Source organism: Streptomyces chromofuscus (genome assembly GCF_015160875.1).
Lineage (GTDB): Bacteria > Actinomycetota > Actinomycetes > Streptomycetales > Streptomycetaceae > Streptomyces > Streptomyces chromofuscus.
The window spans coordinates 753924-776037 of the sequence record NZ_CP063374.1 but is presented as its reverse complement, the minus strand read 5'-3'; the positions used below and the strand labels follow the sequence as shown (position 1 = coordinate 776037).

Sequence of the window (22114 nt, the reverse complement as noted above, 5' to 3'; positions counted from 1 at the left end):
ACCACGAGGACGACGCCCGCCGACCCCGGCCGCATCGCCCCCGGAGGGTGAGGCGGCCTGGGACGTCGGCTGGTGCGATGGTCCCGTGAAGCACTGGCGCCCTCTGATCGTCCTCGGTACGGCACAGTTCCTGATGGTGCTGGACACCTCGGTGATGAACGTGTCCATCAGCCAACTGGTCGACGACTTCGACACCGAGGTCACCGCCATCCAGGCCGTCATCACGCTGTACGCCCTGGTGATGGCGGCCTTCATGCTCATCGGCGGGCGGCTCGGCGACATCCTGGGCCGTCGTCGTGTCTTCCTCCTCGGAATGGTCGTCTACGGCACCGGGTCGGCCGTGACCGCCGTGGCACCCACCCTGGGGGTCCTCGCACTGGGCTGGTCCGTGGTCGAAGGGCTCGGCGCGGCCATGGTGCTGCCGTCCATGGCGGCCCTGGTCGCCGAGTCCTACCGGGGACGGGATCGGCCCATCGCCTACGGCGTCGTCGGCGGCCTGGCCGGCGCGGGTATCGCCGTGGGGCCGCTGCTGGGCGGCTGGGTCACGACGTACCTCACCTGGCGCCTGGTCTTCGTCGGCGAGGTCGTGGTGGTCCTCGCCGTGCTGCTCTGCCACCGGGCGATCCCCCGGGAGGCACCGGGCGGTCGCCGGCCGCGGATGGACGCCGTCGGGGCGGTGCTGTCGGCGGCCGGGCTCGGGATGGGTGTGCTCGCGGTGCTGCAGAGCGGCACCTGGGGATGGGTGCAGCCCCGCAATCCGCCGTTCACGGTGCTGGGCTTCGCACCCACGCTGTTCCTGATCGCGGCCGGCGCGGTCGTGCTCGGCCTCTTCCGTGCCTGGGAGCGACGCCGGGAGGAGCGTGGGGAGTATCCCCTGGTGCACCTGGATCTGCTCGGCCGGCCGCGGCTCCGCTCCGGACTGCTGGCCCTGCTGAGCCAGAACCTGATCCTCCTCGGCCTGTTCTTCGCCATCCCGCTGTACCTGCAGGTCGTGCAGGGCTTCGACGCCTTCGAGACCGGCCTGCGGCTGCTCCCGGTCTCGGTCACCATGCTGGTGACCTCGCTGGGGGCGGCCCGGCTCGCCCGCAGCATGGGACCCCGCACGGTGGTCAGGCTGGCTCTGGTGACGCTGCTGGTGGCCGTGGTGTGGCTGCTGGCCACCATCGACCCGGTCATCGACGACGCCCAGTTCTTCGGCGCCATGGCGGTCCTCGGCGTCGGCATGGGCCTGCTCGCCTCGCAGCTCGGCAACGTCGTGCAGTCCAGTGCCGGGGAGGAGGAGCGCAGCGAGGTCGGAGGGCTGCAGTTCACCGCCCAGAACCTGGGCTCGGCGCTGGGCACCGCCCTCATCGGCTCCCTCCTCGTCGGGGCCCTGGCCCACGCCTTCTCCACCCAGGTCGAGGACGACCCCCGCCTGTCCGACCAGGCACGCCAGGAATCGGGCGTCGCCCTGGAGGCCGGGGTCAGTTTCGTGCCCACCGCTCAGGTGCGCTCGGCAGCCGAACGGGCGGGACTGCCCCCGTCCGAGGTGGACGCCCTCACCGATTCCTACGCGCAGGCGCAACTGGACGGCCTGAGGGCGGCCATCCTGGCGGCCGGCGGCATCGCACTGGCGAGTTTCCCGGCCACCCGGCACCTGCCGACGGGCCGAACCGCCCGCGACGAGGAGCCCCCGACGGTGGGCGACAGCACAGGACGGGAGGACAGGGCGTGATGTCCGGGATGGAACGCGCGTCGGCCCGGACGGCGGAACGCCGTGCGCACGCCGACTACACCGGCGGTGTCTACGGATCGCTGCTCGCCGCCTCCGTCGTGGCCGGTGCCGGCACCCTCGGCTCGTTCCCGCGCGTGGAGCTGGTGGTGCTCCTGCTGCTCACGGGTGGGGTGTTCTGGGTCGCGCACGTGTACGCCCACCTGTTCGGGGCGCGGCTGGCGCAGCAGCCCCTGGGCCGCCGCGTGGTGCGGCAGGTGTGCCGTGACGAGTGGCCGATCGTGAAGGCCGCCGTACCGCCCGCCGTGGCGGTCGCGGTCAGTCCGCTGCTGGGCCTCGACGTGCAGGGGGCCGGGTGGCTGGCGCTCGGCGTCGCCGTGGCCGGACAGGTGGGCTGGTCGGTGGCCGCGGCGCGCCGGGCGGGCGCGAGCCCGCGCCAGATGGCCACCGCCGCGGCGGTGAACCTGGTGATCGGCCTGCTGATCGTCGTGTTCAAACTCGCCGTCACGCACTGACCCGGCGGTCCGCCGGGTCACCTGTCCGGGGTGAGGCCGCTCGTGCCACAGGGGCGGAGGATCGCAGGGTGGCCGCAGTCGGCCCGGTGGAAGTCGCCCGCGGGAGAGCAACCCATGCGCTATGAGATCCGCGTCGACGGGCAGGTGTCGGAGACGCTGACCGAGTCCTTCCCCGAAATGGAGCACGTGGTGATGTCCGGTCAGACGGTCTTCTACGGCCCGGTCGTGGACGAGGCGCACCTGTACGGACTGCTGGCCCGCTTCCAGGCCGTGGGGCTGACCGTGGTGGAGATGCGCCGCATCCCGGAGTGACGGCGGGTCACTGCCCTCCCGCGTCCTTGGTCCCGCGGCGCTGACGCTGCCGCAGCCCCGCCTGCACCGCGCCCGCCAGCACACGCACCGCGACACTCACCAGCAGCAGTCCGCCGGCCATCTGCAGCATGGTGAGGACACGGCCGGCCTGGGAGCGGGCGGTGATGTCGCCGTATCCCACGGTGCTGAAGGTGGTGAGGGCGAAGTACAGTGCGTCCGTCCTGGTCAGCGGCTCGCTGAAGGTGCCCGGGAAGGACCGGCCCACCAGGTAGTAGGTGCTGGCGAAGAGCAGCAGGAACAGCGGCACGGTGGCGGCGAGCGCCTCCACGGCCTTCAACCGCGGATAGGGCGAGCGGGAGATCATGCGGACCTCCCAGGCGAAGACCACCATGACCGCCAGCAGACCGCACACGAGCCATGCCAGGGTGTCCGCCGCCATGCTCCCGTCCAGGGGCAGTGCGTAGTACGCGGTCACCAGTCCGGCCGCGATGACGGTCCCGCGCACGAACACGAAGGCCGCTCCCCACCTGCCCGGACGCGACGCCACCTTCATCTCCGCTCCGTTCCGCCGGGACCGGTGCACCGGTCAAGGACCACCTCAGCGCCACGGCGACGTCCGCGGATCACCCGTCGTGGGTGAGCCGGTGCCCGGCGGCGGCTCCGACACTGGCCGGGTGGGCGCCCCAGGTGGGCATCGCGCACCGTTGCGCGGGCGGTTCGCAAGGCGCCCCGGCCTGACCGCGCGAGGAGGAGCCATGACCGTTCCGCGTGGTCCGGCACCGCAGGCCGGACCAGAACCCCCGGCCGACGGCCCGGGTACCGCCCCGGGAAGTGACCCGGCCGAACTGCTGGGACGGCTGGGCGGCTCGTGGACGTGGCTGCTGGGCTCGGCCGTCGCGACGCTGGTGCCCGGGATCATCGTGCTGGCCTGGCCGAACGGGACGCTGCACGTGCTGGCCGTGCTCATCGGGCTGTATCTGCTCGTGACCGGGGGCTTCCGGTTCGTCGCCGTCTTCGGCCAGGAGCACGGCCGGCGACTGCCCGGGCTGCTGCTCGCCGTGCTGTACGTGCTGGCCGGGGTGCTGTGCCTGAGGAACCCGCTGCAGACGATCGCCGCGCTCTCGCTGATCGTCGGGATCGTCTGGCTCGTCACCGGAATGCTCACCACCTACGCGGCCCTCGCCGCCGAGGCGCTGCCCCACCGCGGTGTCGTCTTCTGTGCCGGCGTGCTCGCCGCGGTCGCGGGCATCGTCGTGCTGGCCCTGCCGGCCGAGTCGGCCGTCGCCCTGACCCGGCTGCTCGGGCTGTGGCTCGTGCTGCTCGGTCTGGTCGAGCTCGCGGTGGCCCTCGCCCTGCGGGCCGCGCTGCGCAGGGCCCGTACCGAGCGCCGGACAAGTACCCCGACGGCGGCGTGAGGTCCGGGAGCCCGCACGTGGAGCCCGTTGCCCGTCAGGCGGCCGTCAACGACCGAGGAGACCCCCATGGGCCCGTCGCAGATCCCCCCACCACCGTCCGGCGGCGACGCGGGAGACCGGGTCGTCGTGACCGCCGAGGAGCACGCCGAGTACCGACGGCTGCGCCACGCCGCCGACGTCCGCCACCGCAGAGCGCGGCACATCGGCGCGTCGGTCCTGCTCCTGATCACCCTGCTGCTCGCCCCGCTCGCCGTGGTCGCCGCCTGGGTGGACAGCGAGGTCAGCGACACCGACCGGTACGTGCAGACGGTGGCGCCGCTGGGCACGGACCCGGCGGTGCAGTCGGCGGTCACCGACCGGCTGACCAACCGTGTCGTGGCCGAAGTGAACGTCGAGGCGGTGACGCAGTGGCTGGGCGAGGCACTCGCCGACGCCGGGGCGCCGCCGGCCGTCGTGGACCGGACCGGGGCCCTCGCCGGGCCGCTGCGCGCCGCTGTGACCAGTGCCGTGCACCGGGTCGTGAACCGCGTGGTCACGAGCGACACCTTCGCGCAGGCGTGGGACGCCGCCAACCGGCGCGCCCACGCGGCGGTGGTGAACGTGCTCACCGGCAGCCGGAGCGGAGCCGTGCGCGCCGAGGGGGACAAGGTCGTCCTGGACCTCGGGACCGTGGTCGACGAGGTCAAGAAGCGGCTGGTCGACGCGGGCTTCGAGAAGGCCTCGGCCATCCCCGCGCCGGACCGGCAGATCACCCTGTTCGAGAGCGAGGAACTGTCCCGGGCGCAGGCGGGCATGCGGCTGCTGGACATCCTCGGCGTGTGGCTGCCGGTGCTCACCGTCGTACTCGCCGCCCTGACCGTGTGGACCGCCCCGGCGCACCGTGTGATGCTGTTGATCACCGCCGCGGGCATCGTCGTGATGATGGTGGTGCTCCTCGTCGCGCTGGCCGTCGTGCGCCGCGTCTACCTGGACGCCGTGCCCGCGTCGACGCTCCCTCCCGACGCCGCCCAGGCGATCTTCGACACCTTCGTGCGCTTCCTGCGCGACAGCACGCGCACCCTGTTGGTCGTCGCCGTGATCACCGCGCTGGCCGCCTACCTGTACGGCCCGGGGCGCGTGGCCCGCGGTGTGCGCACCCTGTCGGCGCGCGGCACCACCGCGGCCGGCCACGGGCTGCGCCGCGTGGGGCTGCGTACCGGTGCGGCCGGGCAGTGGCTGGACGCGCACCGCTCGTGGACCACCGGCGTCGTCGTCGCGGGCGGGGTGCTGGCCCTCGTGCTGTGGAACTACCCCACGGTCGGTGCCGTGGCCCTGGTGCTGGGCCTGGTCCTGCTGGTCCTCGTTCTCCTGGCGGTCCTGGCGGCGGCAGGAGGGCCGGCGACCGCGGCCGGAGAACCGGGCGGGGCACGCCCGTGAGCCGTGAACCGGGGACCGGCGGCCGGTCTCACCCCCGACGGGTGAGGTCGTCGCGCGGTTGCCTGCGCAGGCTGAGATCAGCGGGTGATGCCCGTCGGATCCTGTCACGAACGGAGACGACAGATGAGCACTGAGATGTACCTCGCCTACGACTATCCGCTGCTGAGCATGTTCTGGACCCTGCTCTGGTTCTTCCTGTGGATCATGTGGTTCATCCTGCTCTTCCGCATCATCGGCGACATCTTCCGCGACGACAGCCTCGGCGGCTGGGGCAAGACCGGCTGGCTGGTGCTCGTCCTCGTGCTGCCCTTCCTCGGTGTCTTCATCTACCTCCTCGCCCGCGGCAAGGAGATGGGCCGCAGGGAGGTGTCCCACGCCCGGGCGCAGCAGGAGGCCTTCGACTCCTACGTCCGCCAGACGGCGGGCGGCGGCCGTTCCAGCAGCGCCGACGAACTCGCCAAGCTGTCCGAGATCCGCGCCCGCGGTGACATCACGGACGAGGAGTTCCGGCGGGCCAAGGAACTGGTCCTGAGCGACTACGGCCCGTCGGGCCGGACCGGCGCCGTCGGCTGACCCCCTCACGCCATCGAGCACACGACAAGGAACGAGGCAGAACATGACCGCCACTCAGCCAGGCACGCGCACAGCAGGACGCGAGTGGGCCGCGGGCTTGATGGTCTTCGGTGCCATCATGCTCATGCTCGCGGGCATACTCGCCATCTTCCGCGGCATCTCCGCGATCGCCCAGGACGACGTGTTCGTCACGACCCCCAACTACGTCTTCCAGTTCGACCTCACCGGCTGGGGCTGGATCCACCTGATTCTCGGAGCGGTCGCCGTCATCGTCAGCTTCGGGCTGTTCCAGGCGGCGACATGGGCGCGAGTCGGCGGCGTCACCATCGCCGGGCTCATCATCATCGCCAACTTCCTCTCCCTGCCGTACTACCCGGTGTGGTCGGTGCTGATGATCGCCTTCTCCGGGTTCATCATCTGGGCGCTGTGCGTCGCCCGGAAGGAAGACATCGACGAACCGCTCGGCCGCATGCCGCGTGACGTGTGAGGCGCACCGGCCCCTTCCACAACCGGACATCGACCTGCGGCGGTCGGCGCAGCGCGTCGTGGACGGGCTTCCCGCGCGGGGGGCCGGTCCACGACGCCGTTCGGCGGTCCGCAAGGCGCACGCGAGGGGGCGGACGGCGCAGAGGCGGGAGCAGGCGGCGGGCACGTGTGCGCCCTGTTACGGCGTTCCTCCCTGCGCCTACAGTGTGGCGCCCCGGTCCGCTCCGGGCGTTCGTCATGCGGAGCCCGCAGTGAAGGGCGCCGACGACCGCCCGCGCGACCGGCACCACCCCGTGAGTTCGCTCGGGCCCGCGACCGAGTGTGCGCGGCACCCGTGCGCGTCGAGCACCGCTGGAGGTCGCCGTGTCCCGCCCGTGCATCGCCCTGATCACCGACCCCACCTCGCCCGAGGGCTGCGCCGAGTTCCTCGCCCTGGCGGTGGAACTGCTCACCGGTGCCGCGCCCGTCCCCATCGACGCCCGGCACTTCGCGACCGGCGGCACCGGGCGCGGTGTCCCGGCCGGCGACGGCTTACGGCTCCACGTCCCCGACGAGCAACTGGACCTCGTACCGGACGTCGTCCTGCTCTACGAGATCCTCCCGCACCGCCGCCACGAACTCGCCGCCTTCCAGCGCCTCCTCGAACACCACGACGTGGTGACCCTCGGCACCGGCGTCGCGGCGTGGCGCACCGCCACCGAGAAGGACCTCACCGTCGAGCGCTTCCGGCGGGACGGCATCGCCCACATGGAGACCGTCGTGCTGTCCCGGCCCGGCGTGGCCGAGGCGCTGGCCGCCTTCGACAAACTGGGCCGGGACACCTGGGCCAGGCCCGTCGTAGGCACCGGCGGTGGTGACACCTTCCACCTCACCACCGAGGCCGGAGTGGAGCGGGCCACCGCCTTCTACGCCGACCGCGGCACCGACTGGCTGCTGTCGCGGGACGCGGGCAACTTCACCGCCGACGGCGCACGCCACCAGTTCCGCGTGTTCGTCCTCGGCGGCCGGGTCGTCCACGCTCGTGAACACCTCCAGCCCAGGCCCGACACCCCCTGCAACACCTGCCAGGGCGCGACCCCCGTGCCCATCGCGCCGGACGACCTCCCGCCGCGCCTCGCCCAGCTGGCGGTCGCGGCCACCGCCTCGGTCGGGCTGCCCTTCGCGGGTGTCGACCTCGCCATCGAGAACGGCGGGGTCGTCTTCGAGGTGAACGTGCAGCCCGCCTTCGTCGACGGCGAGGTCGAGACGGTCGCCGTGCCCTACGTGCAGGCCCACCTCAACGCCCTGGCGGCGGCGCGCAGGGCGCGTCCGGCACGGCGGTTGCCCGCATGATGATCCTCACGCCTGGGTTACGAAACATTCAACCACTGGTATCCGTGGGGTGATGCGGTGACGATGGAGACATGACTCTGGCCCAGCGCGCCCTGGAGCAACTGCAAGCCTGGCCCGACCTCACGGCGGGACCGGCGAGTTGTGGCACAGGGCGGGCAGTTCGCTCCGTCCGCAGTGAGATCGCCCACTTCCACACGGCCCACGACGTGGACCTGCACCTGACCGGCCGGGCCATCCGGCGGATCGCCCAGGACCTCAGTGTCTCCACGGCGATCCGGCTGGTGCCCGGCTCCCGGTGGGTGACCGTGCACCTCGACTGCGACACGGACGTCGACCTGCTGATGAGCCTGGTGAGCGTCGCCCTGCACGCCCACCAGGAGCGGTTCCCGGCCGAGCCCGCCGCGCCCGCCGGGTGCAACTTCCACCGGGTCACGGTGCTGCGCCGCGACCCGGCCGGCATGGCACCGCCGACCCCGTAGGAGGCCGGCCGGGCCACCGCCGCACGCGTCCCGGCCCACAGCCCGGACCCGGGCGCCCTTCCCGCTCGTCACCGGCGTGGGCCGCGCCCCGCGGCAGGACGTCGGGGAGACACTGCTTACGCACGGGTGCCGAGAGAGCCGTAACCGGTCTCGGCGAGCCGCCCGCTGCGGGAGGAGCACCGAGGTGACGGGCTGGACCTGGGAGTACGAGGGCTACGAGCCGGCCGACGAGCGGCTGCGGGAGTCGCTGTGCACGCTCGGCAACGGCTACTTCGCCACCCGCGGCGCCCTGCCGGAGTGCTCCGCGGACGATGTGCACTACCCGGGGACCTACGTGGCCGGCTGCTACAACCGGCTCACCTCCGACGTGGCCGGACGCAGGGTCGAGAACGAGGACATGGTCAACCTGCCCAACTGGCTGCCGCTGCGGTTCCGGCTGCGCGGCCGCCCCTGGCTCACCCCGGACACCGCGACCGTCCTCGAGCACCGCCTGGTGCTGCACCTGTCGTCGGGCGTGCTGGAACGGCTGACCCACTACGGCCTGGGCAACGGGCGGGCGCTCACGGTGCGCCAGGAGCGGCTGGTGCACATGGCCGATCCGCATCTGGCCGCGTTGCGCACCGAGTTCACCGCCGACGGCTTCTCCGGCGAACTGCACGTGGAGGCCGCGCTCGACGGCGGTGTCACCAACGCCGGAGTGGCGCGCTACCGGGATCTGGACGGCCTGCACCTCACCCACGAGCACGCGGGCACCGCCGAGCACGACACGGTCTGGTTGCGCTGCCGCACCCGCACCTCCGACATCCGCATCGGCATGGCGTCCCGCCTCACCGCCGACGCTCCCGTCACCGTCCGGCACGCCCGTCCGCGCACCACCCAGCGGACCCGGTTGCAGCTGGTGCCGGGCCGCGCCGCCATCGTCGACAAGATCGTCGCCCTGCACACCTCCCGCGACCCCGCGATCAGCGACCCGATGCACGCCGCCGTCGCGCGGGTCGGCCGCGCGCCCGGCTTCGACGAGCTGCTGCGCGGTCACCGCACCGCCTGGGCCCAGCTGTGGCGCCGCGCCGACCTCGACGTCGCCGGTGAGGCCGGCCGCATCCTGCGGCTGCACCTGTTCCACGTGCTGCAGACGCTCTCCCCGCACACCGCCGACCTCGACGTCGGCGTGCCCGCCCGAGGGCTGCACGGCGAGGCCTACCGCGGCCATGTCTTCTGGGACGAGCTGTTCGTGCTGCCCTTCCTCAACCTGCACTTCCCCGAGGTCTCGCGGGCCCTGCTGCGCTATCGCCACCGCCGCCTCGAGCAGGCCTGCACCGCCGCGCTGCACGCCGGCCGCCGGGGCGCGATGTACCCCTGGCAGAGCGGCAGCGACGGACGCGAGGAAACCCAGCAGGTGCACCTCAACCCGCGCTCGGGCCGCTGGCTGCCGGACCACTCCCACCTCCAGCACCACGTCGGCTCGGCCATCGCGTACAACGTGTGGCAGTACTGCGAGGCCAGTGGCGACGCCGAGTTCCGGCACACCAAGGCCGCCGAGATGATGCTCCAGATCGCCCGCTTCTGGGCCGACGCCGCACGGTATGACAAGGCGCTCGGGCGCTACCGCATCCGTGGCGTGGTCGGCCCCGACGAGTACCACGACGCCTACCCCGGCGCCCCGCAGCCCGGTCTGAACGACAACGCCTACACCAATGTCACTGCCTCCTGGGTGCTCACCCGCGCGCTGGAGCTGCTGCACGGCCTGCCCGAGCCACGGCGCCGGGAACTCGCCGAGCGCACCGGCCTCGACGACGACGAACTCGACCAGTGGGAGGAGGTCTCCCGGACTCTGCACGTGCCCTTCCACAAGGGGGTCATCAGCCAGTTCGACGGCTACGGCGAGCTCGCCGAACTCGACTGGCACCGCTACCGGCAGGAGTACGGCGACATCCGCCGCCTGGACCGGATCCTGGAGGCCGAGGGCGACACCGTCAACCGCTACCAGGCCTCCAAGCAGGCCGACGTGCTGATGCTCGGCTACCTGTTCTCACCGGCCGAACTCCGAGGCCTGTTCGCCCGGTTGGGGCTGCGGCTGGACGAGGAGACCTGGCAGCGCACCGTCGACTACTACCTGCATCGCACCAGCCACGGCTCCACCCTCAGCGGCCTGGTGCACGGCTGGATCCTCACCCGGGCGCGGCGCGCCGAGGCCTGGCAGTTCGTGCAGGAGGCGCTGCGCGGCGACATCGCCGACGTGCAGGGCGGCACCACCGGCGAGGGCATCCACCTCGGCGCGATGGCCGGCACCCTCGACCTCGTCCAGCGCGGCCTGACCGGCCTGGAGACCCGCGAGGGCGCCCTGTGGCTGGACCCGGTCCCCCTGCCGGAGCTGTCCTCGTACGGCTTCTCGCTGCGCTACCAGAACAACTGGGGTGTCCGTCTCCGCCTGCGCCACGGCCGCCTGGAGATCACCGTCCCGTCGTCCGACGAAACCCCCATCGACGTGCGCCTGCCGGACCGGGCGGTGCGTCTGGAGCCCGGGGAGCTGGGGCGGTTGGTGCTGCCCGAGTGAACGGCGAGCGCCCCGGCGCGCGTGACGCCACCGAGCAGTGGCATCGTCGAAGGCAACGGTCCGAGCAGTGCAGCGATCACCGTACCGACCAGGAAGTGGACGCATGACCGACACACTCACCGTGGGTGTTCTGGGCACCGGCATCATGGGCGCCGCGATGGCCCGCAACCTCACCAGGGCCGGACACACCGTCCGCGCCTGGAACCGCAGCCGCGACAAGGCGGAACCGCTCGCCGCCGACGGCGCGCACGTCGCCGACACGCCGGCGGAAGCCGTCGAAGGCGCCGACGCCGTCCTCACCATGCTGTACGACGGCGACACCGTACGGGACGTCATGCACCGGGCCGCGCCCGCCCTGCGCCCCGGCACCGTCTGGGCGCAGTCGACCACCGCGGGCCTGGACTCCGTCGCCGAACTGGCCGCCTTCGCCGAGGAGCACGGCCTGGTCTTCTACGACGCTCCCGTGCTCGGCACCCGCCAGCCCGCAGAGGCCGGCCAACTGCTCGTGCTCGCCGCCGGCCCAAGCCGGGGCCGCGAGAAGGTCACCCCCGTCTTCGACGCGGTCGGCACACGTACCGTGTGGACCGGCGAGGACGGCGCGGCCGGCAGCGCGACCCGGCTGAAGCTGGTCGCCAACAGCTGGGTGCTCGCCGCCAACAACGCGGCCGGCGAGGCCCTCGCCCTGGCCCGCGCGCTCGGCGTCGACCCGCAGAACTTCTTCGACGCCATCGCGGGCGGCGCGCTCGACATGGGGTACCTGCACGCCAAGAGCGGGCTCATCCTCGACGGCCGGCTGACCCCGCCCCAGTTCGCGGTGACCACGGCCGCCAAGGACGCCCGGCTGATCGTCGAGGCGGGGGAGCGGCACGGCGTACGGCTCGACGTCGCCGCCGCGGGCGCGCAGCGGCTGGCCCGCGCGGCGGCCCAGGGCCACGGCGACGAGGACATGGCCGCCGCCTACTTCGCCAGCTTCGACGACACGCCCTCCGAGTGACCCCCACTTCACCTTTCGACCTGGAGAAAGCACATGTCCAAGCCCCCGCTGCCGCCCGAGGCGGAAGCCCTGCTGGCCCGCCCCAACCCCTGCGTGATGGCGACCCTGCGTTCCGACGGCACCCCGGTCTCCACGCCCACCTGGTACCTGTGGGAGGACGGGCGGGTACTGATCAACCTGGACCAGGGGCGGGTCCGGCTGCGGCATCTTCAGCGCGACCCGCGCGTCACCCTGACCGTCCTCGACGCGGACGACTGGTACACCCACGTCACCCTCATCGGGCGCGTCGCGCGGACGTACGACGACGAGCAGCTGGCCGACATCGACCGGCTCTCCCGGCAGTACACCGGCGAGCCGTACCCCGCCCGGGCACGCGCCCGGGTCAGCGCGTGGATCCAGGTGGAGCGCTGGCACGGCTGGGGCGCCCTGAAGGACAGCGACCAGGCCGCCACCTGAGCCGGTCCTGACGTAGGCTCCGAGGCATGCGCATCTCCGTCTCCTCGGACATGGACGAACCCGTCGCCCGTCTGCTCGTCACGGAACTGCGCGACCGTGGCCACGAGGTGCTCACCCACGGCGCGCTGCGCGCCGGCGACGACCCGCAGTGGGCGGCGTGCTCGTCGGCGGCCGCCCGGGACGTGGCCGACGGGACGTCGGCGATGGCGGTGGTGTGCTGCTGGACGGGCACCGGTGCGTCGATCGCCGCGAACAAGGTGCCGGGCGTGCGGGCGGCCCTGTGCGCCGACGCCTACACGGCCGACGGCGCCCGCCGCTGGAACGACGCCAACGTGCTCGCGCTGAGCCTGCGGCTGACCTCCGAGCCGGTCCTGAAGGAGATCCTGGACGCCTGGTTCGCCGGCGAGGCCGGCGAGGACGCCGAGGACCGGGGCAACCTGGCCCGCATCGAACAACTGGACGACGCCCGCGCCATGCCGTGACACGCCGCGGCGGCTGGGGCCCGAAGCCGCGGCGGAGACCGGCGGAAGGCCGGCGCACCTCGGGTCCCGCAGGGCCTGACCGGGCACCACGGCCGCGAGTGCCGTTTCATGCCTCAGCGGCCGAGGGGTCAGGAGCCCCCAGCCGCTGAGCATGCCACGGGCGGGTCGGCCGCCGGTGGTCCATAAGCGGTCGCCCTTCGGCTTCCCGCGCTGGTCCGGCGTCCCGTGCGGCGGCGGGCCGCCCGGCTGCGGCGATGTCGCGGGCGACACCGGGGAGCCCGCCCGTCCGGCCGCGCCCTGCTCGGGGCGCACCGCCGACGGGTCGCCGGAGGTCGGCTCCGCGCCCGCCTTCAGCTGCTCCAGCCGTGCCGTGAGCAGCTCGGTGGCCGGCAGCCGGTCGGCGTGCGTCCGCTCGTTGCGCGAGGAGCTCCTCGACCTCCTCGGCGGTCAGCGACCGCACGCGTGCCTCCAGGCCCCGAGCGGCAGATGCTCGTAGTCGGGCAGTGGCAGGGCGCTGCGGCCGGCGTCGGCCATGATCGTGCCTTCCCTCCGGCGGTGCTCCGCGTCCGTGCTGCCGGGGGCGGTGCTCAGTGCGCGCCGAGCCCGCCGCCGCCGAACGAACCCGTGGTGCCCTTGCTCCAGCGGGGCCGGTCCTTCGACGCGCTGGGCCGGGTCCGCATGTTGGTCAGCTCGTACGGTGTGAGCGGACGGCCGCCCTTGGGGGTCCGCGGCACCTCGTCCGGCTCCCGGTTCTGTCGGACCTCGTGCACCGGCCCTTCCGGCGGCAGGTGCGGCTGCTCGTCGGGCCGCGGACGCGGCGGCTCGTTCAGCTTGATGCGGTTGCCGAGCCAGAAGCTGCCCGCCAGCATCGCGACAACGGCGATGGCGACGACGAACAGCGCGAGAGCGAGCAGTCCGCTCGGCGCGGCCAGCTGCATGGATGCGATGTTCATATCGGACGAATACCCCCTAAACCGGCAGTGAACCGGGTCACTGCGCTCGGGCGGCGCGCGTCCTGGAGCGGTTCGCCTTGCGGATCGAGTCGAGCAGTTCCGTCTTGGACATCCGGGACCGTCCGTCGATCCCGAGCCGCTTGGCGATGTCGTACAGATGCTGCTTGGAGGCGTTCTCGTCGACACCCTCGCCGCTGCGCCCGCCCTGCCCGCGCGGCCTGGCCGACCGCGGGTCCGAGGGGCCCTTGCCCGCCCTCCTTGCGCTCCCAGTGGTCGCCGACCTTCTCGTGGGTGTGCTTCAGCGCCCCGTAGGCGACGCGGTGGGCGCGCTCGCCCTCGCCGTACTGCTCGACGGCCGAGTCGTGCGCCTTGATCCACGTCCGCTGGGCCTCCGGGGAGGAGCGCTCCAGGGTGGAGGGGAGTTCCTCTCGTCCGGGCATGCCTTCCACCTCCCTCGTTCGTCGGGTGTTTCCGGGTGCCCGCGAGCGTCGGCGGAAAAACGGCCCTACCCTTCGTCCCGCACGGGTTTGGCCGGGCCTGCCATGGCTACCCGCGCGGTGTGACTTCGACTTCGACGACTTCGCAGCAGGAGGTCATCCGGTTCCTGGAAGACCGGTTCGCCTGTGCGCAGGCGTGCACGGAGTGTGCGCGGGCGTGCGCGTTGCGCGCGAGCCTGGTGGATCCGGACGGGACCGAGGACCAGGAGCTCCTGCGCCGCAAGGGGATCATGTGCGCGGAGGTCTGCGACGCGACCTGCCGGATGCTGTCCGAGCAGACCCTCGTCGACGAGGACGGCCTGCGCGTGCAGCTGGAGTGGTGCCGCACCGTGTGCCTGGAGTCCGCGCACGTCTTCGACGGCCACCCCGCCGCCGAGGACACCGCGGCGGCCTGCCGCGCCTCGGCCCGGGCCTGCACGGAGTTCCTCGGCACACTGAGCTGACCCGGCCGCCCCCAGCCCGACCCGCGTGCCGCGGGCCGCATGGGCGAGCGTGCCGACCCTCGCCGGGCCGGCCCGGCCTCCCGGACCGCCGTGCCCTCAGGACCAGGGCCGACCGCGGGTCACCCACCGCTCTGCGGCGACCTTCACCTACGACGGTGGCACGAGGAGGTCCAGCGCGAGATCATCTCGGGATCGGCCTGTGCATGCTCCGGGTACGGCGTTAGCCTGCCCGCATGGCGGGTGATCCGGGGCTGTTCACCCCACGGTCCGTGACCTGGCAGATGCACGGCGACCCGATGATGTGGGTCGCCGGCATCCGCGCGCTCCACCTCCAGGCGCTGCACCCGCGCGCGGTGCGCGGCGTGCTGCAGAACAGCGACTTCCGGCGCGACGCCTGGGGTCGGCTGATGCGCACCGCGAACTTCGTCGGCACCACCACCTACGGCACCACCGAGGCCGCCGAGCGGGCGGGCGCCCGCGTCCGCAAGATCCACAGCATGCTGCGCGCCACCGACCCGGACACCGGCGAGCAGTACCGGATCGACGACCCCGACCTGCTGCTGTGGGTGCACTGCGCCGAGATCGACTCCTATCTGCACGTGCTGCGCCGCTCCGGCTACCCGCTCAGCGACGCCCAGGCCGACCGCTACATACGCGAACAGCGTGCCGGTGCCCGCCTGGTCGGGCTCGACCCGGACGCCGTACCGGCCGACCGTTCCGAGCTGGCCGCCTACTTCGACCGGGTCCGGCCCGAACTCGCCGCCGGGGCCGGGGCCAGGGAGGTCGACGCGTTCCTGCGCCGCCCGCCGGTGCCCCGGGTGCTCGTACCCCTGCGCGGACTGCTGTGGCGCCGGGTCGCCGGGCTGGCGTACGCCTCCCTGCCGCCGTACGCCCACGAGCTGTACGGCCGTCCCGCCCCCGCACCCGACGTCGTCACCCGCCGCCTGCGCCGCACCGGCGCCCTGCTGCGCGCCGTCCCCGCACGCGTGCGCTGGCAGCTGCCGCCGAAGCACATCCTGCGCGCCATGGCCCGGCTCGGCCCGGCCGCCCGCCCGGCACCGTTCAAACTCGAACGACAGGTCGCCATACTGGACGGGCCAGGGGAGGGCGACGAGCACAGTGACGGGGGCGACGGCACGCGATGGGGGAGACGAGACTGATCCAGGGCCGGTACCGGCTGCTGGAGGTGATCGGGCGCGGGGGCATGGGTGAGGTGTGGCGGGCGCGCGACGAGTCGCTCGGTCGGCACGTCGCCGTCAAGTGTCTCAGACCCCTCGGCCCGCACCACGACCAGTCCTTCACGCGCGTGCTGCGCGAGAGGTTCCGCCGCGAGGCCCGGGTGGCCGCCGCGCTGCAGCACCGCGGGGTGACCGTCGTGCACGACTTCGGTGAGGCGGACGGTGCGCTGTTCCTGGTGATGGAGCTGCTCCAGGGCCGAAACCTCAGCCAGGTCCTGGAGGACAACAAGCAGCATCCGCTGCCGGTCCCGGACATCGTCGACATCGCCGAGCAGGTCTCCGCGGCCCTCGCCTACACCCACCGGCAGGGCATCGTGCACCGGGACCTGAAGCCGGCCAACATCGTGCGGCTGACCGAGGGCACGGTGAAGATCTGCGACTTCGGCATCGCCCGCCTCGGCGCCGACGTCGGCTTCACCTCCCGGCTCACGGGCACCGGCGTCGCCATGGGCACCCCGCACTACATGTCGCCGGAGCAGATAGGCGGGGACGAGGTCGACCAGCGCAGCGACCTGTACTCGCTGGGCTGCGTGCTGTACGAACTCGCCACCGGCGTGCCGCCGTTCGACCTGGGCGACGCGTGGGCGATCCTCGTCGGCCACCGCGACACCCCGCCCGAGCCGCCGCGCACCCACCGGGCCGACCTGCCCGCCCACCTGGAGCAGATCATCCTGGACCTGCTCGCCAAGCTCCCCGAACAACGGCCGCGCGACGCCGCCGAGGTGGGCCGCAGGATCGGCGCGGCCCGGATCGTCCCGGCGTACGTGCCCACCGTCATCGGCGCCGAGCCGGCCGCCCGTGAGGCGCGGCTGCCGTCCTGGACCCACGGCATCACCACCGGCCACAAGGCGGCCGGCGCCGCGCTGCGCACCCCGCCGCCGGACGCCGGCGCCGGACTGACCGGCGAGTGGATCGCCCGCCCCGCCACCGGCCCCACCCCCCGGCCGGCGCCGGAGACCCCGCAGGACCCGCCCGAGGAGGCGCTCGCCGCCCTCGCCGGACGCCACGACGCGGGCCTCAGCCTGGGGCGGCTCGGCCGCTGGGCCGAGGCGGGGGAGGTGCACCGCGCGGTCACCGCCGAACGCGAGCACCTCCTCGGCCCGGACCACCCCGACACCCTCGCCAGCCGCTACGAGGTCGCCTTCACCCTCAGCCGCTCCGGCCGCGCGGCCGACGCGCTGCGTGAGTACACGCACGTCGCGCGGGTCCGCGAGCGGGTGCTCGGCGCCGAGCACCCGGACACGCTCGCCGCCCGGCAGGAGACGGCCTACGTGCTCGGCCGGCTGGGGCGGCCCCTGGAGGCCCACCGGGTGTACACGTCGGTGCTCGCCGTGCGGGAGCGCATCCTGGGCGCCGACCACCCCGACACCCTGCGCTGCCGCCACAACCTCGCCTTCAACCTCAGCAGACTCGGCCGCCTGGAGGACTCCTACCGCGCGGCCCGCGACGTGGCCGAGGCCCGCGCCCGGGTGCTCGGGCCCAGCCATCCCGACACCCTGGTCACCCGCTATGAAGTCGCCTACGTCCTGGGTCAGTTGGGCCGCTGGCCGGAGGCGCTGGACTGCTACCGCCGGGTCGCCGAGGCCCGCACCCGTGCGCTCGGCCCCGACCACCCGGACACGCTCGCCGCCCGCTACGAGATCGGCATCAGCCTCGGGCGGCTCGGCCGCAGCGCGGAGGCGCTCGAGGTGTACCGCGACCTGATCGAGGACCGCACCCGCGTCGACGGGCCCGACCACCCCGAGACCCTGCGCGCCCGGCACGGCCTCGGTGTCAACCTCGGCCGCCTCGGCCGCTGGGAGGAAGCCCTCGCCGAGTCCCAGGACGTGTGCGCCGTCCGGGAACGCGCCCTCGGCCCCGACCACCCCGACACCCTGGTCAGCCGCCGCGAGGTCGCCGTTGGCCTCGGCCGGCTCGGCCGCTGGGCCGACGCGCTCACCGAGCACCGGGCGGTCGCCGACGCCCGCGAACGCGTCCTGGGCGCCGACCACCCCGACACCCTCGCCGGTCGCAGCGACGAGGCGCACTGCCTGGAGCAACTCGGCCGGGGCCGGGAGGCGGTGGAGCTCTACCGCAGGGTGGCCGAGTTGCGCGGGCGGCGCGAATCCCACGGCACCTGACCGGGGCCGTCGCGCTCTGGCCTACCCGCGACGACGCGTGTTACCAAGAACCATGCCTGCACACGAGGGATCACGCGCGTACGACGCCGTCATCGTCGGCGGCGGCCACAACGGCCTGGTCGCCGCTGCTTATCTGGCTCGCGCCGGACGGTCCGTCCTGGTGCTGGAACGGCTGGACCACACCGGCGGCGCCGCCGTCTCCTCCCGCCCTTCCCCGGCGTCGACGCCCGCCTCTCGCGCTACTCCTACCTGGTCAGCCTGCTCCCGCGGAAGATCGTGCGCGACCTCGGCCTGGACTTCCGGCTGCGCACCCGCACCATCTCGTCGTACACCCCCGCCGAACGCGACGGCCGGCCGACCGGACTGCTCGTCGGCGGGGGCGAGCGCCGCACCCGGGAGGCCTTCGCCCGGCTGACCGGCGGGGAGCGCGAGTACGAGGCCTGGCAGCGCTTCTACGGCATGACCGGCCGCGTCGCCCGGCGGGTGTTCCCCACGCTGACCGAACCGCTGCCCACACGCGACGAGCTGCGTCGGCGCGTCGACGACGAGGACGCCTGGCGGATGCTCTTCGAGGAGCCGATCGGCGTCGCCGTCGAGGACCACTTCGCCGACGACCTGGTCCGCGGCGTCGTCCTGACCGACGCGCTGATCGGCACGTTCGCCGACGCCCACGACACGGAGCTGCGCCAGAACCGGTGCTTCCTGTACCACGTCATCGGCGGCGGCACCGGTGACTGGGACGTCCCCGTGGGTGGCATGGGCGCCCTGACCGGCGCCCTCGCCGCCGCCGCTCGCGACGCGGGGGCCGTCATCGCCACCGGCCACGAGGCCCTGCGGATCCACACCGACGGCCGCGCCGCCGAGGTCACCTACCGCACGCACGACGGCGAGGGCGTCGCCGTCGCCCGGCACGTCCTGGTGGGGGCCTCCCCGCAGGAGCTCGCCGCCCTCACCGGCGACACACCGCCCGCGCCCGCCGAGGGCGCCCAGCTGAAGGTCAACATGCTGCTGAAGCGGCTGCCGCGACTGCGCGACCCCTCCGTCGACCCGCGTGAGGCGTTCGCCGGCACCTTCCACATCGCCGAGGGCTACGAGCAGCTGGCCACCGCCCACGCCCAGGCCGCCGCAGGCGAGCCGCCCGCCGCCCCGCCGTCCGAGATCTACTGCCACTCCCTGACCGACCCGTCGATCCTCGCCCCGGAACTGGCCGAGCGGGGCTACCAGACCCTCACCCTGTTCGGGCTGCACACTCCCGCCCGGCTCTTCGCCCGGGACAACGACGCCGTCCGCGACGCCCTGATGAAGGCCGCCCTCGCCCAGCTCGACGCCCACCTGGCCGAACCCCTCGCCGACTGCCTGGCCACCGATGCCGAGGGACGGCCCTGCATCGAGGCGAAGGCGCCGCTGGACCTGGAGCGCGACCTGCGGCTGCCCGGCGGCAACATCTTCCACCGCGAACTGTCCTGGCCCCACGCCCAGGAGGGCACCGGCCGCTGGGGCGTGGAGACCCGGCACGCCAACGTGCTGCTGTGCGGGGCGGGCGCCGTGCGCGGCGGCGGGGTCAGCGGGGTGCCGGGGCACAACGCGGCCATGGCGGTGCTGGAGGGCGACGCGGGCCCGTCGCGGTGACCGCCCGGCCGGAGCGGCCCGCCGGGACTCCGCTTGATGGCACCCGCCGCGCGCGCGATGCTCGTACACATGGTGACGTCGCCTCTCGATGACGCGAGGCGAGCCGGCGCGGCCGGGGACGCCGTGGTGGTGCTCGACTCGCGCGGCATCGTCACGGGCTGGAGCGAGGGCGCGCGCGAGCTCACGGGCCACGTGGCCGAGGAGGTGACGGGCCGCCCGGCCGCCGGCCTCGTGGACGGCGACGCCGGCACCGCCTGGCACGCCCTGCGGGCGACGGGCGCCGCCGTCGTGCCCGTACGGCGCCGGGACGGGCGCCGTACGGACCTGGCGTTGCGCGCCTGCCCGCTGGCGGGCGCCGACGGCCGGGCCCATGCCTACGTGGTCACCGCGAGCCACGGCGAGCGGGCCCGGATGCTGGGCGAGCTCGCGTTCCAGCAGGCGTCCATGTCGATGTCCGTCTTCGACACCGGGCAGTGCTGTCTGCGCGTGAACGAGGCGGGCTGCCGTACCAGGGGCCGGCCCGAGGCGGAACTCCTGCACCGCGGGATACCGGACACCGGTGCGGACGACGAGCACAGCCGCGGCTTCACGCACCATCTGCGCAAGGTCGTGGAGACCGGGTGCCCGGTCCGTTACGAGAGCCGGATCCGGCCTCCGGCCGGCCGGCGCACGCACGCGTTGCACGTCGAGATGTGGCCGGTGCGGGACGACTCCGGCGAGCTGATCGGCACCGCGCTCGCCACGCTGGACAGCAGCGAGCAGCACTGGGCCCAGCAGCGGCTGGCGATGCTGAACGAGGCCGCCGAGGGCATCGGCACCAGACTCGACGTGGTGCACACCGCCCGTGAACTGGTCGGCCTGGTGGTGCCCCGCCTCGCGGACTTCGCCGCCGTGGACCTGCTGGACTCGGTCCTCATGGGCGAGGAACCGGCCGTCGGCGCGGTGGACACGGACGTGACGCTGCGCCGGGCCGCCCACCGCTCGCTCACCCCCGGGGTGCCGGAAGCCGCGATCGAGCCGGGCACGGCGGACGTCTACCCGCCCCGGTCGCCGCCCGCCCGCGCCCTGGCCACCGGCACGCCCGTGCTCACCCGGACCGGCGAGGCCGGCCTCGACGCCTGGCTCGGTGGGCACGAGGCCCGCACCGCCGCGCTGGACCGGGCCGAACGGCCGGAGTTCTCGCTGATGGCCGTCCCCCTGATCGCCCGCGGCAGGACGCTGGGCGTGGCCGTCCTCGCGCGCGTCCTCACCCCCGAGTCCCCCGACGTCTTCGACGCCGACGACGTCACCCTGGTCCAGGAGCTGGCCCGCCGTGCGGCCATCTGCGTCGACAACGCCCGCCGCTACACCCGCGAGCGGACCACGGCCCTCGCCCTGCAACGCAGCCTGCTGCCGCAGGCGGTGAGCGGACAGGCCGCGGTCGAGTGCGCCTCCCGCTATCTTCCGGCGCTCTCCCAGGCGGGCGTCGGCGGCGACTGGTTCGACGTGATCCCGCTGTCCGGGACGCGGGTGGCGCTGGTCGTCGGGGACGTCGTCGGCCACGGCATCCACGCTTCCGTGACCATGGGACGGCTCCGGACGGCGGTGTGGACGCTGGCCGACGTCGACCTGCCGCCCGACGAACTCCTCACCCACCTCGACGACCTGGTCGGCCATCTCGCCGGCGACGAGTACGAGGCGGCCGGGGAGTTCGGCGCGACCTGCCTGTACGCGGTGTACGACCCGGTGTCGCGGCGGTGCTCGGTCGCCGCCGCGGGGCATCCGCCGCCCGCCGTGCTGCTGCCGGACGGAACGGTCGAGGCGGTCAAGATGGCGCCCGGACCGATGCTCGGCGTCGGCGGGCTGCCGTTCGAGTCCACCGAACTGGAGCTGCCGGAGGGGGCCGTGCTGGCCCTCTACACGGACGGCCTCCTCGGGGCCCGCGACCTCGACGTGGACGCGGGCACGGAGGCCCTGCGCTGCGCGCTCGCCGCGCCCGCCGAGAGCCTGGAGGACATCTGCGACACCGTCCTGAAGTCCCTCCTGCCGGACAACCCGGCCGACGACGTGGCCCTGCTGATCGCCCGCACCCGCGCCCTGGACGCCGGCCAGGTGGCCGTGTGGGACCTGTCCGCCGACCCGGCAGAGGTCGCCACCGCGCGCCGCCACACCACCGATCAGCTGACCCGCTGGGGGCTCGACGAGGCCGCGTTCGTCACGGAACTCGTGGTGAGCGAACTGGTCACCAACGCCATCCGCTACGGCGGCGCCCCCATCCAGCTCCGGCTCATCCGTGACCGCACCCTCATCTGCGAGGTGTCCGACGCCAGCAGCACCTCACCCCATCTGCGCCGGGCCCGCACCTACGACGAGGGCGGCCGTGGCCTGCTGCTGGTGGCCCAGTTGACGCAACGGTGGGGGACGCGGCCGAGCGGGGCGGGCAAGACGATCTGGGCGGAGCAGGAGCTGCCGACGACCTGAGGCGGGGCCGCCGGTCGCTCTGCCGACGGGCGGCCGGCCAGTGACGCGG

The 22114-nt window shown here is 73.7% G+C and carries 19 protein-coding genes and 3 pseudogenes; 18 read left to right on the top strand and 4 right to left on the bottom strand.

The annotated features are described in order from the left end of the window. The first annotated feature begins 85 nt into the window (after positions 1-85). The 3 genes from IPT68_RS03455 (at position 86) to IPT68_RS03445 (ending at position 2538) form a co-directional block, all read left to right on the top strand. Entirely contained in the window at positions 86-1714 is a 1629-nt protein-coding gene (locus IPT68_RS03455) for an MFS transporter (RefSeq protein ID WP_189700641.1), read from the top strand. Next, positions 1714-2226 (top strand): hypothetical protein, encoded by a 513-nt coding sequence (locus IPT68_RS03450; protein ID WP_189700642.1) that lies wholly within the window; start codon positions 1714-1716, stop codon positions 2224-2226. Before IPT68_RS03455 ends, IPT68_RS03450 begins: the two co-directional genes overlap by 1 nt. A 114-nt stretch (positions 2227-2340) precedes the next feature. Further along, on the top strand, positions 2341-2538 hold the full coding sequence (locus tag IPT68_RS03445) for a hypothetical protein (protein WP_189700643.1): 198 nt from the start codon (positions 2341-2343) through the stop codon (positions 2536-2538). A gap of 7 nt (positions 2539-2545) precedes the next feature. Here IPT68_RS03445 and IPT68_RS03440 read toward each other — a convergent pair whose 3' ends face one another. Further along, entirely contained in the window at positions 2546-3091 is a 546-nt protein-coding gene (locus IPT68_RS03440; RefSeq protein ID WP_189700644.1) for a potassium channel family protein, read from the bottom strand. Positions 3092-3293: 202 nt separating this feature from the next. Between IPT68_RS03440 and IPT68_RS03435 the strand changes: the two genes are divergently transcribed. The 10 genes from IPT68_RS03435 (at position 3294) to IPT68_RS03390 (ending at position 12725) form a co-directional block, all read left to right on the top strand. Next, positions 3294-3953, top strand: coding sequence for an HdeD family acid-resistance protein (locus IPT68_RS03435; protein WP_189700645.1), 660 nt, complete (start codon positions 3294-3296; stop codon positions 3951-3953). Positions 3954-4019: 66 nt separating this feature from the next. Beyond that, positions 4020-5369 carry a hypothetical protein gene (locus IPT68_RS03430; RefSeq protein ID WP_189700646.1) on the top strand — a complete coding sequence of 450 codons (1350 nt, stop codon included), beginning with the start codon at positions 4020-4022 and terminating at the stop codon, positions 5367-5369. A gap of 123 nt (positions 5370-5492) precedes the next feature. Next, a complete protein-coding gene (locus tag IPT68_RS03425) occupies positions 5493-5942 on the top strand; it encodes an SHOCT domain-containing protein (protein WP_189700647.1) in 450 nt (149 codons plus the stop codon). A 43-nt stretch (positions 5943-5985) separates the two neighbouring features. Then, the gene (locus IPT68_RS03420) at positions 5986-6429 is read left to right on the top strand and encodes a DUF7144 family membrane protein (RefSeq protein ID WP_189700648.1); all 444 of its coding nucleotides are present in this window, start codon (positions 5986-5988) and stop codon (positions 6427-6429) included. A gap of 362 nt (positions 6430-6791) precedes the next feature. Further along, positions 6792-7760, top strand: coding sequence for an ATP-grasp domain-containing protein (locus tag IPT68_RS03415; RefSeq protein WP_189700649.1), 969 nt, complete (start codon positions 6792-6794; stop codon positions 7758-7760). A 71-nt stretch (positions 7761-7831) separates the two neighbouring features. After that, positions 7832-8239 carry a luciferase domain-containing protein gene (locus tag IPT68_RS03410; protein ID WP_189700650.1) on the top strand — a complete coding sequence of 136 codons (408 nt, stop codon included), beginning with the start codon at positions 7832-7834 and terminating at the stop codon, positions 8237-8239. 184 nt (positions 8240-8423) lie between these two features. Further along, positions 8424-10793 carry a glycoside hydrolase family 65 protein gene (locus tag IPT68_RS03405; RefSeq protein ID WP_189700651.1) on the top strand — a complete coding sequence of 790 codons (2370 nt, stop codon included), beginning with the start codon at positions 8424-8426 and terminating at the stop codon, positions 10791-10793. A gap of 103 nt (positions 10794-10896) precedes the next feature. After that, a complete protein-coding gene (locus IPT68_RS03400; RefSeq protein WP_189700652.1) occupies positions 10897-11787 on the top strand; it encodes an NAD(P)-dependent oxidoreductase in 891 nt (296 codons plus the stop codon). 33 nt (positions 11788-11820) lie between these two features. Beyond that, entirely contained in the window at positions 11821-12243 is a 423-nt protein-coding gene (locus tag IPT68_RS03395) for a PPOX class F420-dependent oxidoreductase (protein ID WP_189700653.1), read from the top strand. 26 nt (positions 12244-12269) lie between these two features. Next, on the top strand, positions 12270-12725 hold the full coding sequence (locus IPT68_RS03390; RefSeq protein WP_189700654.1) for an RpiB/LacA/LacB family sugar-phosphate isomerase: 456 nt from the start codon (positions 12270-12272) through the stop codon (positions 12723-12725). Between the two features lie 186 nt (positions 12726-12911). Here the strand turns inward: IPT68_RS03390 and IPT68_RS34930 are convergent. The 3 genes and pseudogenes from IPT68_RS34930 to IPT68_RS03380 form a co-directional block, all read right to left on the bottom strand. Then, positions 12912-13259, bottom strand: a pseudogene (locus IPT68_RS34930) (hypothetical protein); the annotation flags it as partial. A gap of 53 nt (positions 13260-13312) precedes the next feature. Continuing rightward, entirely contained in the window at positions 13313-13678 is a 366-nt protein-coding gene (locus IPT68_RS03385; protein ID WP_189700655.1) for a DUF6479 family protein, read from the bottom strand. A gap of 37 nt (positions 13679-13715) precedes the next feature. Beyond that, a pseudogene (locus IPT68_RS03380) lies at positions 13716-14118 on the bottom strand (ChaB family protein). A 119-nt stretch (positions 14119-14237) separates the two neighbouring features. Between IPT68_RS03380 and IPT68_RS03375 the strand changes: the two are divergent. The 5 genes and pseudogenes from IPT68_RS03375 to IPT68_RS03355 all read left to right on the top strand — a co-directional run bounded on the left by IPT68_RS03375 (position 14238) and on the right by IPT68_RS03355 (position 22065). Next, on the top strand, positions 14238-14618 hold the full coding sequence (locus tag IPT68_RS03375) for a ferredoxin (RefSeq protein WP_189700656.1): 381 nt from the start codon (positions 14238-14240) through the stop codon (positions 14616-14618). A gap of 233 nt (positions 14619-14851) precedes the next feature. Beyond that, positions 14852-15778, top strand: a complete 927-nt coding sequence (locus tag IPT68_RS03370; RefSeq protein WP_189700657.1) for an oxygenase MpaB family protein — start codon at positions 14852-14854, stop codon at positions 15776-15778. Beyond that, a complete protein-coding gene (locus IPT68_RS03365; protein ID WP_189700658.1) occupies positions 15760-17976 on the top strand; it encodes a serine/threonine-protein kinase in 2217 nt (738 codons plus the stop codon). The genes IPT68_RS03370 and IPT68_RS03365 overlap by 19 nt, the downstream gene beginning before the upstream one ends. A gap of 52 nt (positions 17977-18028) precedes the next feature. After that, a pseudogene (locus IPT68_RS03360) lies at positions 18029-19605 on the top strand (phytoene desaturase family protein). Positions 19606-19674: 69 nt separating this feature from the next. Continuing rightward, complete coding sequence (locus IPT68_RS03355; RefSeq protein WP_189700660.1) at positions 19675-22065, top strand: SpoIIE family protein phosphatase; 2391 nt, start codon at positions 19675-19677, stop codon at positions 22063-22065. Positions 22066-22114 lie beyond the last annotated feature (49 nt).

Bases quoted from the DNA above. Each gene is read 5' to 3' on its own strand.
- IPT68_RS03385 (WP_189700655.1), bottom strand. From the start codon at position 13,678: ATGAACATCGCATCCATGCAGCTGGCCGCGCCGAGCGGACTGCTCGCT.
- IPT68_RS03435 (WP_189700645.1), top strand. From the start codon at position 3,294: ATGACCGTTCCGCGTGGTCCGGCACCGCAGGCCGGACCAGAACCCCCG.
- IPT68_RS03410 (WP_189700650.1), top strand. From the start codon at position 7,832: ATGACTCTGGCCCAGCGCGCCCTGGAGCAACTGCAAGCCTGGCCCGAC.
- IPT68_RS03400 (WP_189700652.1), top strand. From the start codon at position 10,897: ATGACCGACACACTCACCGTGGGTGTTCTGGGCACCGGCATCATGGGC.
- IPT68_RS03440 (WP_189700644.1), bottom strand. From the start codon at position 3,091: ATGAAGGTGGCGTCGCGTCCGGGCAGGTGGGGAGCGGCCTTCGTGTTC.
- IPT68_RS03430 (WP_189700646.1), top strand. From the start codon at position 4,020: ATGGGCCCGTCGCAGATCCCCCCACCACCGTCCGGCGGCGACGCGGGA.
- IPT68_RS03365 (WP_189700658.1), top strand. From the start codon at position 15,760: ATGGGGGAGACGAGACTGATCCAGGGCCGGTACCGGCTGCTGGAGGTG.
- IPT68_RS03395 (WP_189700653.1), top strand. From the start codon at position 11,821: ATGTCCAAGCCCCCGCTGCCGCCCGAGGCGGAAGCCCTGCTGGCCCGC.
- IPT68_RS03370 (WP_189700657.1), top strand. From the start codon at position 14,852: ATGGCGGGTGATCCGGGGCTGTTCACCCCACGGTCCGTGACCTGGCAG.
- IPT68_RS03445 (WP_189700643.1), top strand. From the start codon at position 2,341: ATGCGCTATGAGATCCGCGTCGACGGGCAGGTGTCGGAGACGCTGACC.
- IPT68_RS03420 (WP_189700648.1), top strand. From the start codon at position 5,986: ATGACCGCCACTCAGCCAGGCACGCGCACAGCAGGACGCGAGTGGGCC.
- IPT68_RS03425 (WP_189700647.1), top strand. From the start codon at position 5,493: ATGAGCACTGAGATGTACCTCGCCTACGACTATCCGCTGCTGAGCATG.
- IPT68_RS03355 (WP_189700660.1), top strand. From the start codon at position 19,675: ATGGTGACGTCGCCTCTCGATGACGCGAGGCGAGCCGGCGCGGCCGGG.
- IPT68_RS03450 (WP_189700642.1), top strand. From the start codon at position 1,714: ATGTCCGGGATGGAACGCGCGTCGGCCCGGACGGCGGAACGCCGTGCG.
- IPT68_RS03390 (WP_189700654.1), top strand. From the start codon at position 12,270: ATGCGCATCTCCGTCTCCTCGGACATGGACGAACCCGTCGCCCGTCTG.